The organism is Methylobacterium brachiatum (genome assembly GCF_020523825.1).
In the GTDB taxonomy this organism is placed as follows: Bacteria; Pseudomonadota; Alphaproteobacteria; order Rhizobiales; family Beijerinckiaceae; genus Methylobacterium; species Methylobacterium brachiatum.
The window spans coordinates 449,765-464,159 of the sequence record NZ_JAJALK010000004.1; the positions used below are offsets into that span (position 1 = coordinate 449,765).

The window sequence follows — 14,395 nt, forward strand, 5'->3', positions numbered from 1 at the left end:
ACCTTCCGAAAGCCGCCCCGGGGCCATCCGGTCCGGGCATAAGGATTCAGGTCCAGGGAGACTCGACTTTGTCAACCATTCGAGGCATGGCGTGTCGTCACTCGAAGGGTTCGAAGTATACCCTTCGAGGTAGGGAGGGCCGACATGGACGAAACGAATGGCGAGGTGGGATTCCTGCTGGACACCAACGTCTACAGCGACGTCCGCAAGGGGCTCAGCGTCAAAGCCTGCGAATGGTATGCTGCACTCGGCTCCGAGCGACGGTACCTTGCGTGGTGCGTGCTCCAAGAGCTCCTGACCGGAGCCTTCGCGGCGGACGCCACAAAGAACCTCGAATTCGCCCTTCGGCTCCAGGCCTGGACGAGATTCCTCATCGGGACGGAGGGATTGGTGTTCCCGACGGTCGAGGTCACCGTCGAATGCTCGCGGTTGCGCGCCGAGCCGAAACTAAAGAGCCTGTGGATGACGCAACCCAAACAGGCGATCCCGAACAGCGGTGCCGACGTGGATCTGGCGGCATTGTCTCGTATCACGGGCATCCCGATCGCCTCGGAGAACATCGCCCACTTCAAGATGATCCACGCGCTGTTCGAAATCCCCGGCCTCTACGTCCCTTCCACGGGTAAGTGGGCGATCGGCATGCGGGATTCATGCACGAAGGAGCCGTGCGGACCGATCTCAGGAACCGGCGTGGCGCGCCGGACCGGTATCCGCGGTGTTGTGCATCGCCTCGCGCGCATGGTGCTCCGTGGCCGATGGATTCGGTGACGCCGATGCATCCCCGTCCGGGCATGGACCGACGACACGGGTGACCGTGTAGACGCTTCCATCGGACATTCTGACGGTCGTTCCGATAGGGCCGGAAGACCCCTTCAGAAACGAGGCCGCATCCATGCCGGCCAAGTCCGCTTCCTGATGCACATGCATGCGCTTATCCTCATCAACGCCGCCGACCCTGGGCCGGGTCGGACACAGGATGACCATGGCCACCCTCGCGGCAATCGCGTCGCATCACCCACATACGGTCTATTGCGGCGGGCCGCAACAGCTGCATGTCCACCTCTCGCTCCGTATACTGCTGCCCGTGCCAAACGCTCTGTTTCTTTTAAACGAAACAGAGCGTTTGGCAGCTTTCTATATTACAGATTACTTGCAGTGCATGAAGGCATTGAGATCGAGCGCTGTGACGCCCCCCTTGACGCCACGGCGGCCATCGCGGGCGGCGGGAGCCATCATGCCCAATTCGGTCGCAAGGGTCGAAGCAAGGTTCGGCGCGGCGTCCGGATCGCCACTCATGGATCGATCGAACGGATAGCCCGCGACGACGCTCCCTCGATGATCCGTGAGGATTGTTCCCTAGGTGCGATGCGGCCTTCTTCTTCGTGGCGGCCCCCGGGAGGGTGGCTCTCGATGGGAGGTGCCGGGCATCACGTCGTCCGCAGGCCCTGGATCGTCGGGGCCCCGCCTCGCGGATCGCAAACCCGATGGGTGACGACCGGCGCATCATACACGGGGCGATGGCGGCCATGGACGTGATGCACCGACCCGATGGGTGATCGCCAAGGGGCGGGACGGTGATCCCCATGCGAGCCGGCGTGTCGATGGGGGGTATGCCCGGGTCGCTTCCGAGGGATCGGGGAGTACGCCACCACGCGGGACGGGAACATCGGTGCGAAGGGGTACGCCCCGTCCCGGCTTGTCGTCTTCGAGCCCCGGCGGCGCTACGTCAAAGCGGGTTGGTCTCGATCCGGCCGCCGGTGGGGGCGGCCCCGTCGGCGGACAGCCCACCAATCCGATATGAGGTAGCGCCGCCGGCCGGCTTTGGATCGTGGTGTGGAACTGAATGGGGCAAGTCCCATCCCTCCCCAGCTGTGGCATTCGGGCGTTACGTCGTCGGCGACCCTGGATGCCGTCGGAGGGTCCCAGGTACCTACGGATCCCGGCTGCACCAAGCCGGTTCCGGGATCGGGCAGCCTTGAAGGGTTCGCGCTTCGCCCCGCGACGTTCGGGCGGGATATTGGATGTCGCCACCCCGACATTGTGCGGCGGACCGCATGGTCCGGCTCATTCCGGACGGCCGACCCCCACCAGGGTGGGGGCGTCGACCCGTATCGATCGTCATGGCCGTGCTTGGCCGGCCGCCTCGATGTCGGTCGGCGGGCAGGGGGGCTGTGACGGCGCGTGATGCAGCCCGGACCCGGAAGAAAGGGGCGCCGCCCTGGGAACTCCACGAGACTGGACCGATGGGTCCTTACGGGAGATCGGACGAACCGGCACGGTGCCGGGCCCTTGCATCGACGCAAGGGCCCGGATCGGATCAGGGAAGTCGGCTGGCGCCCCGGGATCGGCGGGCGCCGTGGCCACCCCGGTGCCGGCGGGTCCTCGCGGCTGATCCGGCCTTGATGATGGCGAGGATCTCATCGCCGGAGAGCACCCGGGCCTCGACCAGCCGATCGGCCAGGGCCTCGATCGTGGTGCGGTGCTCGCGGACGAGATCGGAGGCCTGGGCGTAGAGGCGAAGCAGGTCGGCCTCCACCGTGCGGCGCAGGGCGGGATCGGCACGCATGGCCTCCTCGGCCCCACCGGGTCGATAGACGAGGCTGTCGCCGAGGCCATATTCCACATGCAGCGAGACCACAGTCGTGGTGGCGCGATCGAGGTCGGAGCCGCGGCCTCCGCCCGCCCCGGTGTGGGGCACGCCGACAAGAGCGTCCATCGCGCGGCCGGCGAGTGCGACGACCGCGATGCGCTCGATCTGGGTCCGCGTGAGGAAGGCCCGCGGGGTCAGGGTCCCCCTGGCGGCCCCCTCGCTCGATTGCCGGTGGGCGATCGTTACCGTGGACATGGATGCCACGTCGAGCACGACGGCACAGACGCAATGCGCCGCTTCATGGGCAGCGATGGCCCGGATTTCCTCCGGGGTGCGGGTCTCCGTAGGGGCGACCTGGGCGATGAGGTCCGCCAGGACCATGCGGCGGCCCTCGGCACGGGCGGTCGAGCGCGCGCCCTTGACCCAGGCCACGACCTCGGCGCCGGTCGACCCGGCTCCGAGTTGCGCGACGCCCGAGATGTCGACGCCGTCGAGGTCGACACCGAGATGCTGGCGCAGGATCCCCGCAAGGGCGGTGGCGTCCGGCCGGTCGATCCGGATCACCGGATGGAGCCGGCCGGGGCGGATCAGGGCCGCGTCGAGGAGGCCGATATGGTTCGTCGCCCCGATTACAATAACCTTTGAGGTTATATTTGATGAAGTAGAGTCTAGACTTGCAAGTATCCCGTTAACGACAGGACTCCACCAGTCGCGCGCACGGTTATCCATTGCTGCTCTGTTAGGAATGCTGTCTATCTCATCTAGAAATAAAATACATGGCGCAATTGCCGCAGCTTGTGCAAGCTTCGCTTCCCATGCCTTCAGGACTCCATCCAAATGACCGGACGACGAAGTGAAGAGTTCGGATACGCTCGCCGAGATGAGCGGAACCTTCGCTGCCTTGGCGACACTGCGGATAAGGCTGGACTTGCCCAGACCGGGGTCCGAGTAGAGCGTACAGTTCTTCGAGATCTGAGAGAATTCCAGCCGCCCGGCCCTCCATTCGCCGAGGTCGCGCACGAGGGCGAGGGCCCAATCCATCGCGGCCGAGTAGCCGTGGAGCGATGCAAGCTCGGGGATATCCTCGCCGAGCGCGTCGCCGGCCGATAGGGCCCGGGTGGACGACTGTAACCGCGCAATGCAGGAAGCAGGGGAGGTACCCATCCGGATCGCCGCCGTGATGTCGTCGAACGAGAGACCGGTGGCGACCGCGGGCGGCAGCCGGCGCGCCCGCTTGCCGGTCACCGCCCGGATCACGGATGCGATGACGCGGTTCGACGGCGGCCCGATGCGAACGAAGAGGTCGGCGGCCTGGACGAGTGTGGCGGGCAGGTAGCGCGCGGGTGCCGGGCTGATGCCGGCGATGCGTGCGCCCCGCGACAGCACGGCGGAGACGTTGCCGTTTCCTTCGGTGGGTCTTTCGGAGCGGGACGCGCCCATCCTGACGATGACCTGTGCGAACGACCCCAGGTCGCGGAGGGCGAGTTCGACCCGGCTGCCCCAATCGGGTGCCGGGACCTCGATCACGAGGGCGAGGGCCCCGTGTCCCTGGACGCGGCGCAGGCCCGCCGGGCCGAGTGCGTCGAGCAGGGCCGCGACGGGCAGGGCGTCCCGGGCGTCCTGGCGACCGGCCAGGCCGGCCTGAACGTAGACGGTGTCGAAGTCGTCGGCCGGGTGGCGATCGTCGCCGAGGTCGAGGGCGGCCTGGGCGGCGACGCGCCGTGCGGATTCGATGAGGGACATGATGGCTGCCTCCTGAACGAGGCAGCCGGCCGCGATCGCGGTGCTGGTCAGGCCTCGGGGGGGATCGGGATCGCGTGGGGGGAGCGCGGCCGGGCGGCGATGCCGACGGGCCGGGCGGGCCTGCGGACAGGCCGGGGCGCGCGTTTCGGCGCAGAGGGGCGATGGGTCATGGGGTTTCATCTTGGGGCGAGGGCCGCCCGAACGTCAGCTACGAGGGCGGTGTGGGCTCCGGCCGGTGCCGGGAGCGTATGTCGCTCGATGAGCGATGGGGGATGATTACAGTATCGATTGAATTCGCGTCAAGATTAAATTCTATCTGACGGATATTTTATTGGCATCTGTGGATAACCGGCTATAAGACCAAGTCTAAGCGGATCGGAACCTCTTCGGCGGATGCCCGATATTCGGTTGGATCACGGATTATCGTGCCGGTCCGGTGGAAGGATCCGCTCTTCCGGCCCGTCGTTTGGAACCCTCCGGGTCGGCGGCGTCGCCTGAGCGTCGGATCGCCCGCGAGGTCCTGCCGAACGGGACCACGGTGCCGCTCGGGGCGCGGGCGGAGGCGCCGGCCATGCGTTCCGCCTCGTCGATGACCGCGTCGCCGAGGGCGACGAGGGCCCGGTGCATGGCCCGACGGTACGCGGTGACGCCGATCTCGTCTCGCATCACCGCGGCGCGGTTTAGGAATTCGACCGCGAGATGCAGGTCGTCGTGGACGTCGATCATCAGTTCGTTCCTTCCGTTCCGTTCGTTCTCGGCTGCGTGTCGGCGTCGGCCTGCCGGTCGGGCACCTCGACGACGAGACCTGGGATGAAGCCGGTGGCCTCCTCGACGTGGCCGCGTGGGTTGCAGACGATGCGGGTGTCGTGGATCCGGTAATCCGCATGCCGGTGGACATGGCCGTGGACCCATAGGGCGGGGCGGCACGTCCCGATGAGGTCATCGAGGTCGGTGGCGTAGCACCACGCCAGGTTCTCGTGCGGGGACAAACTCCGCCGGGACGGTGCGTGGTGCGTGACCACGACGGTGCGCTCCGGCGCCGGCCGGATCGCGCCCTGGACGTAGGCCCGGCTCGCGCGGTGCAGGCGAAGGACGTCCTCGGGCTCGATGCGATGCCTGGACGTCGGCCCGGTGCGGATCCGGCGATAGTCCTGCATGCCCTCGCGTCCGCCGGCCGACCGCAGCCCGTGGAGGAGGCCGAAGGCGCCGAGGCGAAAGTCCGTCCATAGCGTCGCCCCGACGAAGGTGACGCCCCCGATCGTGACGGCGTCGTCCATCAGCAGGTGGACGCCGAGGCGATCGGCGGCGGCCCGGCCGAGGCGGACCTGGTCGGACAGGGTGTAGCGGACCTCGCCGCGGTCCCACCAGAAGTCGTGGTTTCCCGGCACGTAGACCACGGGGACGCCATGGAAGCGTTCGGCGATCCATTCGAGCGAGCGCACGAGCGGAACCTGGACGTCCCCTGCGATGACGACCGCGTCGAAGCCCCCGGCCGGCACGTGCGCGGCAGGGTCCCACGCGTTCGCGACGTGTTCTTGATGTAGGTCGGATAGTGTCCAGAGGCGCATGTTGCGGCCCTCCGATGCCCACGGTTTTCGAGGCCGTGGTGATGACGATACCCGGGGCCTTCGCCCTCGGTCGGCCCATGGGGCCTGGTGCACGCGCCCTAAAGCGCAGGCCGTTATGCGGCCCGCGCGGCTTTCATTCGGGTACAGGCGGGCACGTTCGTCATGGGGCCCAGGTGGACGCGGGCGGGCCCGTGGTCAAGCGGGCGATGCGGATCATGGTTGACCGTTGGTTAACGGGAACCCCTCCGCCGTGCATCAACTGAGAATCCGCGAGGAACGGGAACGGGGAACGTTCCGCATTCCCGTTCCTCGAATTTTCAGGGCACCTTAACCAAGGTTCGGCCAATCTATCCTGAGGTTCGGAGGGGTTCGCGATGACGCCGCAGCAGAGGGTCTACAAGGTCTGCGACCGGATCAGCGCGGAGGGCAAGGAGGACGTCGATGTCCAGGCGGTGATCGACGAGATGAAGCGCAAGCCCCCCTACCGCGCTATGGCCCGTGGGGCGGTCATGCTGCACGTGCGGGGGTGGAAGGTGGAGCGGGCGTACAAGCCGCGGCTCGACGTGCGGGTGCTGCCCGAGCCGTTGCAGGCGGGCCTCGCCGAGCTCGCCAAGACGGTCTGGGAGGCGGCGATGGTCGAGGCGACGGCACGGCTCGAAAACCTGCGTAGGCTGGCGGAGGTGGAGCGGCTCGCCACCGACGAACTCCTGCGAGAGGCCGGCGCCAAGCTTGACAGAGAAGAGGCGACCGGCTTGCTCAGGGACGCGGAAGCGGTCCGGCTGACCGGGGAGAACGCGGCGCTCCGGGCGGAGGTGGGACGCGTGAGCAGGCGCCTCGAACACATCCGGGCGGAAGAGTTCTGGGACCGGGTGATGCGCGAGGTCTTTGCGATCATCCCGCCGCGGGGGGCGATGACGGTGGAGGGGATCCTTCCGAGGCTGCGGCAATCGACGCGCCGGGGGGCCCGGCTCCACCGCGAGCCGTTGGACGTGGAGACGCTGCGCAAGAAAATGGACGTGCGGGTCAAACACGGGAAGTTCTTCGCTAGGAACTACGACAGGACCTATCAGCGAGAACCACGCCATCTCGCCGGGACAGCGCATGGCGAGACATAGGATCGGAGCTCGCCGTTCCTCCTAAAGCGGGCGCGGCGAGACCCACGCGGGTGCGACGAGAAAAGTGGATCGGTCGATCGTGCCGATCCTGTCGATCGATGGACCGATCCGGTTCGTTCCGTGTTCAACAGGTCGTTCGCCTGGGCTGGTCACGGGACATGTACGATCGTCCGGAAAGTGTATATCGGCGACTGGCTCCGAACCCATGATTGTCTCAAGCGCCTCGGGGCCGGTCATACTCTGTAACGGTGGGGCGGGTCAGCATGGTCAACGGCGTGAGTGTCGCCCGCCCGGTCGCGGGCGCCACGGTGGGGAATGCCGGGGAAACAAGTCAGGAAGTCCTGAAGCGGTCGCGGGGAAACGAGCTCTTCATCGCCGTCGTGGGGCCCGTCGGGGCCGGGGCCGGACGGGCCGCGAAGATCATCAAGCAATTCCTGGAGGAAGCCGGGGCGTCGCGCTACGAGGTCCATGTCGTGAAGGCGAGCTCCGCCATCAAGGCGTGGGGCCGCGCCGAGGGGCGGGCGGTCGCCGGCGACGGGGCGCGCAAGACCCTCGACGGCATCATCGCCATGCAGGACCACGGCGATGCCATGCGGCTCGCCGCGCGTGACAACGCGGCCGTGGCGCGGGCCGTGGTCGGGGGGATCAGGGTGGCTAGGGCCGAGGCGAGTGGCCTCGCGGAGGGCGAGCTCGACGGCAAGCCCCGCGCCTACATCATCGACTCCTTGCGGCATCCGGCCGAGGCGCACCTTCTCCGTCGTCTCTATCAGGACGCGTTCACGCTCGTCGGCGTCGTGTGCGATCCGGAGAAACGAAGCAGGAGGCTGCGAACGGAACTCTACAACCTCGACGACCGCCAGACGGAGGCCACTAAGGCGGCGATCGCCGCCTTCATGGACCGCGATGCCGACGCCCCCGAGAAGCATGGCCAGCACGTCGTCGACACCTTCCACGAGGCGGATTTCTTCGTCGACAACTCGAAGGACGCCGAGGACGACCCGAACAACACCGCCATGAACGAACCGCTCCGACGTCTGGTCCGGCTCCTGACCCTGAGCGAGGTCATCCGGCCGAACGTCGCCGAGACGGCGATGCACCAGGCCCATTCGGCGCAGCTCAAGAGCGCATGCCTTTCGCGTCAGGTCGGCGCGGCCCTGGTAGACGCGCAGGGCAACGTCATCGCCACCGGGACGAACGAGGTGCCCAAGGCCGGGGGAGGTGTCTACGGCGAGGCCTTCGAGCCCGGTGACGACGAGCGGTGTGCCTTCAGGCCGAACAGGTACTGCAGCAGCAACCGGGAACAGAACGCCATCATCGACGCGCTGCTCGTTGCGTATCCCATGCTGCTCGCGGACCGGGAAAGGTCCGTGGTCGTCGCCGAACTCCGGCGCACGCGGCTGGGTGGGCTGATCGAGTTCAGCCGTGCCGTCCATGCCGAGATGGACGCGATCCTCTCGGCGGCGCGGACGGGTGTCTCGCCGCGCGGCACGCGACTTTTCGTCAGCGCGTTCCCCTGCCACTACTGCGCCCGCCATATCGTGTCGGCGGGGATCGACGAGGTCCAGTACATCGAGCCTTACCCGAAGAGCCGCGCGCTCGACCTGCATTGCGACGCGATCACCACCGTGTCGGAGGATTGGGAACCTCCGTCCCGCTTCCGGCATGAATCCCCGCGCGATCGCGGGGCGATCCGCGAGCCTGCGAAGCCCCGGCCGAAGGTCCTTTTCAGGCCGTTCGTCGGCGTCGCGCCCCGGATGTACGCGAGGGTGTTCCTCAAGGACCGTGACTACAAGGACAAGGTGACCGGCGATTTCGCCATGGGCGAGCCGGACTGGGGTGGTCCGTCGGACCTCTTCAAGCTACGCTATACAGACCTCGAACGGGACCTCGGGATTCGCCCAGCATGAGCCATCCGCACCTTCGTCTCGTGGCCGAGACGGCCCGCGACGAGGCTCCCGCCGTCGCACCGCGGACGCATCACGAGCAGCTGTCCCTCTTCGATTTCCGACCCGTACAGCGCGTGATCTGCTTTCCGATGGCGGACCTGCACGGTGAGGTCTTCGCCCGCGTGTTCAGCCTTGCCAGGCCGTCCATCGTGATCGATGCGCGGGCCTATCCCTACTTCGACCTCAACGCCCTCAGCCGCCAGAGGGCGTTCAGCTTGTTCGAGGACACGAGTTCCCACTATGTCCATAGGCACATCGACCTGAGGCCACCGAGCGACCAGTGCGGACGGTGGAGGGTGCGTGGCACGGCGATGGATGTCCTGACGGCGTTCGCACAGCCGTCCGACCGGACCGTGACCTGTCTCGCCGTGCTCCTCAACGGGCGGACGGACGTGGATGTCCTCGACGAGGCGCTGCGACACTCGGAGGCCGGCAGACCGGTCCACTGGCGTGTCGAGACCCTGGAAGGGGTTCCCGGCCTTTCGAGCTGACGTCCGGGGTTTCGTGGTCCACTGATGTGGCCGGACCCGTCATGGATCCCCATAGGCGGCCACCGCGGGCTCCAACCATGCACGCCGACGCTCCTCCTCCTTCTTCGTGATCTTGCGGAAGAAGCCGAACAGCCCGGGCCCGGAAGGATGCCACCGCCCATCGTGCAGCCAGTACCCATCCCGGAATCGGTGCCCGGATCCGTCGATCGCAACGATGTCGATGTGTCCGTCCTGTCCGCATCGCATCGACGTGACGGTGTCGCGCAGCATCTGCCGGACACGGATGCGCACCGCGAAGCGTTCCTCGTCGGACGCGTTCGCGCGTTCGAGTTCCAGCATCAGGGCGATGGCAGGTTCCCGACCGTCGGACTTGCCGGCATCCCTCAGGGCAAGCAGGGTCGCGGAGTTCTCCGTGATCCCCGCCTCGATGGTGGCGACCTCGCCACGGATCCTCTCGATCGCAGGTTCGGCGAACCGGTCCCCGCGCCCGAAGGCCCGCATCAGGGTCTCCGCCTCTGCCTGGAGGCCGTCCCGTCGGGCGATGGCTTCCCGCAAGGCCTGTTCGAGACGTTGCATCTCGCCGGCATCGGCCTTCGAAAGGTCAAGCTGCAGGAACCACGACAGCACCGCGTCCTCGGTCTCCTGGTAGGGGATGCGGACGTCGTTCCCACAGGTGCCCGCCCGGCTCGACGAGCAGATGAGCACGATGGTCGAGCGCTTCCCCCGGTCCCGGTAGTTCATCGGGTTGCCGCACGTCGCGCACGTGGCCACCATCCCGAAGAGGTTCGAGATGCGCGTGCCCTGCCGGCCGCCAGCGTTCGGCGTAGTGCCCAGCCGCCGCTTGTCGGCCACGCGCCGGGCCCGGTCCCACAGATCATCGTCGATCACCGCCGGATAGTAGTCCGGGATCACGTCGCCGGCGGGGATCCGCGTGCCGACCTTGATCCCGTTCCTGATGCTGGCCTCCATCCTGTGGGGCCGGAACTCGCCGAGGACGGCGCGGGTATCGGTGATCTTCTGGATCACGCCCCCGTGCCATGCGCGGCCCTTGCCCCAAGTGGGCTCCCCGTCCCTGTTGAGCCCCCGGGCGATCGCATCGCGCCCTCGGCCGTCGGCGAGCTCGGAGAAGATCCGCCTCACGATCGGCGCCCGTACCTCGTGCGGCTTGAAGCCGTCGCCGTCGACCTCAAGCCAGGACGGGATCCTCGCGGTGAGCTTACGCTTGCCGATGTCCGCCCGTTTCCGGATCCAGGTCTCCTTCAGCCGGGCGGCCTTCATCAACGACTCGTCGTGCGCCCGCATCAGGTAGACGATCGAGATGATGAATTGCATCGGGTCGGACTGGGCGTGGTAGGTCTGCCTGTCGATGATCGATCTGACGATGATGCCGTTGTTGACCAGGCGCAGGAGCAGTTCCTGCGCGATGTTGATCTCCGCCCGCGAGACGCGGTCGAGGGACTCACAGAGGAAATAGCTCCCCACCGCGATCCTTCCGGCCTCGACCTCGTCCACGAAAAGCCTGAGCTTGCCGGTTCCGCCCTTGGCGATGTTGGCGCGGGTGTAGGCCGAAACCCCGATGTCATGGAGGTTGAAGCGGGTGTCGAGCGTGAGATGCGGGTTCTCGGCGAGGTAGGCGTCGCGCAACTCGATCTGTCTCCGGAAACCGTCGCGGTGGCGTTCGCCATCGCCCTTGCTGACTTGGCGTTTCGAGCTCAAGCGCAAGTAGGAATAGGCGATCGCCGGTGCGGGGTCGGCGGGGAGGCCGGAGGGAAGACCCATCGAAGTCCAGGCTTTCTTGCGTGATGCGACCCTCCTAACACGTTGCCGGCCAACCCTGCCAATCGTCGTCTCCATCTCGGGCCTTCACATGGTGCTGGCCGCCGGCGTGGTCTTTTGGCTAATGCGAGCATTGCTCGCCTTCGTCCCGTTCTGTGCCCTGGTCTGGCCGATCAAGAAGATCGCCGCCGGGTTCGCGATGCTGGGCGTCACCGCCTATTGCGCCTTCTCGGGCTGGGACATCGCCGCCGAGCGTTCGCTGATCATGACCCTGATCATGCTGGGCGCGATCCTGGTCGATCGACCGGCTTTGTCGATGCGCAACCTGGCGCTCGCCGCTTTGATCGCCCTGGCACGGGAGCCCGAGGGGTTGCTGGGGCCGAGCTTCCAGATGTCGTTCGGGGCGGTGGCCGGGCTGATCGCCTGCGCGCGGCTGATCGACGGCGGCCTGTTCCGGCGGCCGGGGGCAGGGCGGATCGAGCGGCTCGTCGGCACCGGCCTCGCCGCCGTGACCGGCACGCTGGCGACGACGCTCGTGGCGCAGATCGCCACCGCGCCATTCGCCACCTACCATTTTCAGACGATCCAGCCGTTCGGGCTGATCGGCAACGCCCTGACCCTGCCGCTCGTCTCGCTGGTGGTGATGCCCGCGGCGGTGATCGGGATCCTGGCCTATCCCTTCGCCCTCGACCGGCCGGTCTGGTGGCTGATGGGGCAGGCGGTGGGCGGCATGCTGGCGATCTCGGAATGGATCGCCGGCTTCGATCGGGCCACCCTGGTGCTGCCGGCTTTCGGCACCGGCGCGCTGGTGCTGCTGGCGGCGGGGCTGCTCCTGGCCACGCTCCCGGTCTCGCGGCTGCGCTGGCTCGCCCTGCCGCCCGCCCTGCTGGGGCTCGGACTCGCCGCGATGCCGGACCGCTTCGATCTCTATATCGACCGGCAGGGCGGCGGCGCGGCCGTGCGCGGGACCGATGGACGCCTAGCGGCGCTGGGCAGCCCGTCGGCCTTCGTGCTGGAGCAGTGGCTGAAGGCGGATGGCGACGGCCGGTCGGCCAAGGCGGTGATCGGCGGTGTCGCGCAGAGCGGACGCTGCGACCGTCTCGGCTGCACCGCGCGCCTGCCGGATGGCCGCGCCATCGCCCTGGTCCGCGACCGGCGCGCCTTCGCGGAGGATTGCGCCCGAGCGGCGGTGGTGATCACCCGGCTCGCCGCGCCGCCGACCTGCCACGCGCCGCTGGTGATCGACCGCCGGGCGCTCGCCGCCCACGGCGCCGTCGCCCTTCGGGCCGACCGCGCGGGATTCACGGTTCGCTATGCCCACGACGAGGGCCGCTCCGTTCCCTGGCGACCGTCCCCCAATCCCGGGCCGTCACCGGTGCAGCGGACCGAAACGCCCGCTCCCGGCGCTCCGATCCCGTCCGAGCCCGACGCCGCCAGTCCCGAAGCCGCGCCCGGCGACGCGCCGACCGAGCCGCTTCAGTAGCGGCGGACGAGGCTGACGAGCCGGCCCTGGATCTGGACCCGGTCGGGTCCGAGCACGCGGGTCTCGTAGGCCGGGTTGGCGGCCTCCAGAGCGATCGAGGAGCCACGGCGACGCAGGCGCTTCAGCGTGGCCTCCTCGTCGTCGATCAGCGCCACGATGATGTCGCCGGTATTGGCCGTGTCCTGCTTGCGGATCACCACGAGGTCGCCGTCCAGGATGCCGGCATCGACCATCGAATCGCCGCGCACTTCGAGGGCGTAATGCTCGCCGCCGGCCAGGAAGTCCGGCGACATGGTGATGGCGTGGCTCTGGTTCTGGATTGCCGAGACCGGCGTACCGGCCGCGATCCGGCCCATCACCGGAATCGAGATGGCGCGCCCGCCATCATCGATCATCCGGGTGGTCGCGGGCTGGGGCGGCAGCTTGGACTTGCCACCTTCGACCACGCTCGGGGTGAAGCGGCGGGGCTCGGCCGGCGGCGCGGCGGCCTGCGACAGGCTCTCGGGGATGCGGATCACCTCGATGGCCCGCGCCCGATTCGGCAGTCGTCGCAGGAAGCCGCGCTCCTCCAGGGCCGTGATCAGCCGGTGGATGCCCGACTTGGACTTCAGATCGAGGGCGTCCTTCATCTCGTCGAACGAGGGCGGGACGCCGCATTCCTGCATGCGGCTCTGGATGAAACGCAGGAGGTCCAATTGCTTGCGCGTGAGCATCGACGGGGGACTCGCGGCTTGGCGGACCGCATCGACGCGGCCTCGGAAACAAATCACGAACACGTTAAACGTTCCGCAAGTGTTCCGCAAGCCTGATCCGGCCAAGCTTGATGGGCCGAGGCGCCCTGTCGCGCAAGCCTGCGCACTCTGCCCCTCGGCCTCACGGTGACCTGAATCGCATCGGATGGTCCGGACGCTATGAAGGTTCGTGCCGGACGGCGAGGTCCCGACCTCGACCCGGATAGAATTGGCCTCGACCGCCTGGAACGGTCGCGTGCCCCATCAAGACATGGGTCGAATGGACGTCTCAGCATCCGATATTGTCGAACCGGGCAGCCGCGTGAAGCGCCTGCGGTCCGCGACGGCGGCGGCCCATGATCAGCTCGACCGGCGGGTCATGGCGGGGCGGCCCTTCGCGAGCCTCGAACGGTACGCGCTGTTCCTGCAGGTCCAATACCGATTCCATACACGCGTCGATCCGCTCTATCGCGACGGCGCGCTGGGCTTCGTCCTGCCCGATCTCGACGGACGGCGCCGTCTCGCCCTGATCGCGCAGGATCTGCACGACGTGACCGGCCGGATCCCCGACGCAGCCGCGGAGGACGGGGACGCGATCGATCCCGTGGCCGGGCTCGGCTGGCTCTACGTCGCGGAGGGCTCGAATCTCGGCGCGGCCATCCTGATCAAGGAAGCCCGGAAGCTCGGCCTCTCGGAGGGCCACGGCGCCCGCCACCTCGCCGGGCATCCGGACGGTCGCGGGTTGCACTGGCGGCAATTCACCACCGCGCTCGACCGGATCGCGCTCGCGGGCGACGGCGAGGCCCGCGCCGCCGCCGGGGCGACGGAGGCGTTCCGGTACGTTCACCGGCTCGTCGGCGACGCGTTCGGGGGCTGAGCGCCGGTCGGGGCGACAAACGCATTGACTGGTCAAGCGGGGCCGTTTCAATGCGCCACGGGGCTGGAACTGGGC

The 14,395-nt window shown here is 67.9% G+C and carries 11 protein-coding genes and 1 pseudogene; 6 read left to right on the plus strand and 6 right to left on the minus strand.

The window, feature by feature from the left end:
- Nucleotides 1–144 precede the first annotated feature (144 nt).
- Nucleotides 145–768, plus strand: coding sequence for a type II toxin-antitoxin system VapC family toxin (locus tag LGR69_RS12190; RefSeq protein ID WP_066925675.1), 624 nt, complete (start codon nucleotides 145–147; stop codon nucleotides 766–768).
- A gap of 378 nt (nucleotides 769–1,146) precedes the next feature.
- Here LGR69_RS12190 and LGR69_RS12195 read toward each other — a convergent pair whose 3' ends face one another.
- From LGR69_RS12195 to LGR69_RS12210, 4 genes are all read right to left on the minus strand, one after another.
- Nucleotides 1,147–1,296 (minus strand): hypothetical protein, encoded by a 150-nt coding sequence (locus LGR69_RS12195; RefSeq protein ID WP_156453922.1) that lies wholly within the window; start codon nucleotides 1,294–1,296, stop codon nucleotides 1,147–1,149.
- A gap of 1,021 nt (nucleotides 1,297–2,317) precedes the next feature.
- On the minus strand, nucleotides 2,318–4,333 hold the full coding sequence (locus LGR69_RS12200) for an AAA family ATPase (protein WP_066925678.1): 2,016 nt from the start codon (nucleotides 4,331–4,333) through the stop codon (nucleotides 2,318–2,320).
- A 420-nt stretch (nucleotides 4,334–4,753) separates the two neighbouring features.
- Nucleotides 4,754–5,059 carry a hypothetical protein gene (locus tag LGR69_RS12205; protein ID WP_066921159.1) on the minus strand — a complete coding sequence of 102 codons (306 nt, stop codon included), beginning with the start codon at nucleotides 5,057–5,059 and terminating at the stop codon, nucleotides 4,754–4,756.
- The gene (locus LGR69_RS12210) at nucleotides 5,059–5,901 is read right to left on the minus strand and encodes a metallophosphoesterase (RefSeq protein WP_082772982.1); all 843 of its coding nucleotides are present in this window, start codon (nucleotides 5,899–5,901) and stop codon (nucleotides 5,059–5,061) included. Before LGR69_RS12210 ends, LGR69_RS12205 begins: the two co-directional genes overlap by 1 nt.
- A gap of 374 nt (nucleotides 5,902–6,275) precedes the next feature.
- On the opposite strand from LGR69_RS12210, the gene LGR69_RS12215 reads away from it, so the two are divergent.
- The 3 genes from LGR69_RS12215 to LGR69_RS12225 all read left to right on the plus strand — a co-directional run bounded on the left by LGR69_RS12215 (nucleotide 6,276) and on the right by LGR69_RS12225 (nucleotide 9,453).
- Nucleotides 6,276–7,016, plus strand: a complete 741-nt coding sequence (locus tag LGR69_RS12215) for a DNA-binding protein (RefSeq protein ID WP_230366169.1) — start codon at nucleotides 6,276–6,278, stop codon at nucleotides 7,014–7,016.
- Between the two features lie 275 nt (nucleotides 7,017–7,291).
- Complete coding sequence (locus LGR69_RS12220; protein WP_230366170.1) at nucleotides 7,292–8,923, plus strand: anti-phage dCTP deaminase; 1,632 nt, start codon at nucleotides 7,292–7,294, stop codon at nucleotides 8,921–8,923.
- Entirely contained in the window at nucleotides 8,920–9,453 is a 534-nt protein-coding gene (locus LGR69_RS12225; protein WP_066924439.1) for a hypothetical protein, read from the plus strand. The genes LGR69_RS12220 and LGR69_RS12225 overlap by 4 nt, the downstream gene beginning before the upstream one ends.
- Before the next feature lie 39 nt (nucleotides 9,454–9,492).
- Here the strand turns inward: LGR69_RS12225 and LGR69_RS12230 are convergent, their stop codons facing one another.
- Complete coding sequence (locus tag LGR69_RS12230) at nucleotides 9,493–11,307, minus strand: recombinase family protein (protein WP_082773169.1); 1,815 nt, start codon at nucleotides 11,305–11,307, stop codon at nucleotides 9,493–9,495.
- Here LGR69_RS12230 and LGR69_RS12235 point away from each other — a divergent pair.
- Nucleotides 11,297–12,712: pseudogene (locus tag LGR69_RS12235) on the plus strand (ComEC/Rec2 family competence protein); the annotation flags it as partial. The gene LGR69_RS12230 and the pseudogene LGR69_RS12235 sit on opposite strands and share 11 nt — an antisense overlap.
- Here the strand turns inward: LGR69_RS12235 and lexA are convergent.
- Nucleotides 12,706–13,425 carry a transcriptional repressor LexA gene (gene lexA, locus LGR69_RS12240; RefSeq protein WP_007560676.1) on the minus strand — a complete coding sequence of 240 codons (720 nt, stop codon included), beginning with the start codon at nucleotides 13,423–13,425 and terminating at the stop codon, nucleotides 12,706–12,708. The pseudogene LGR69_RS12235 and the gene lexA overlap by 7 nt on opposite strands.
- 298 nt (nucleotides 13,426–13,723) lie before the next feature.
- Between lexA and LGR69_RS12245 the strand changes: the two genes are divergently transcribed.
- A complete protein-coding gene (locus LGR69_RS12245; RefSeq protein WP_230366171.1) occupies nucleotides 13,724–14,320 on the plus strand; it encodes a biliverdin-producing heme oxygenase in 597 nt (198 codons plus the stop codon).
- Nucleotides 14,321–14,395 lie beyond the last annotated feature (75 nt).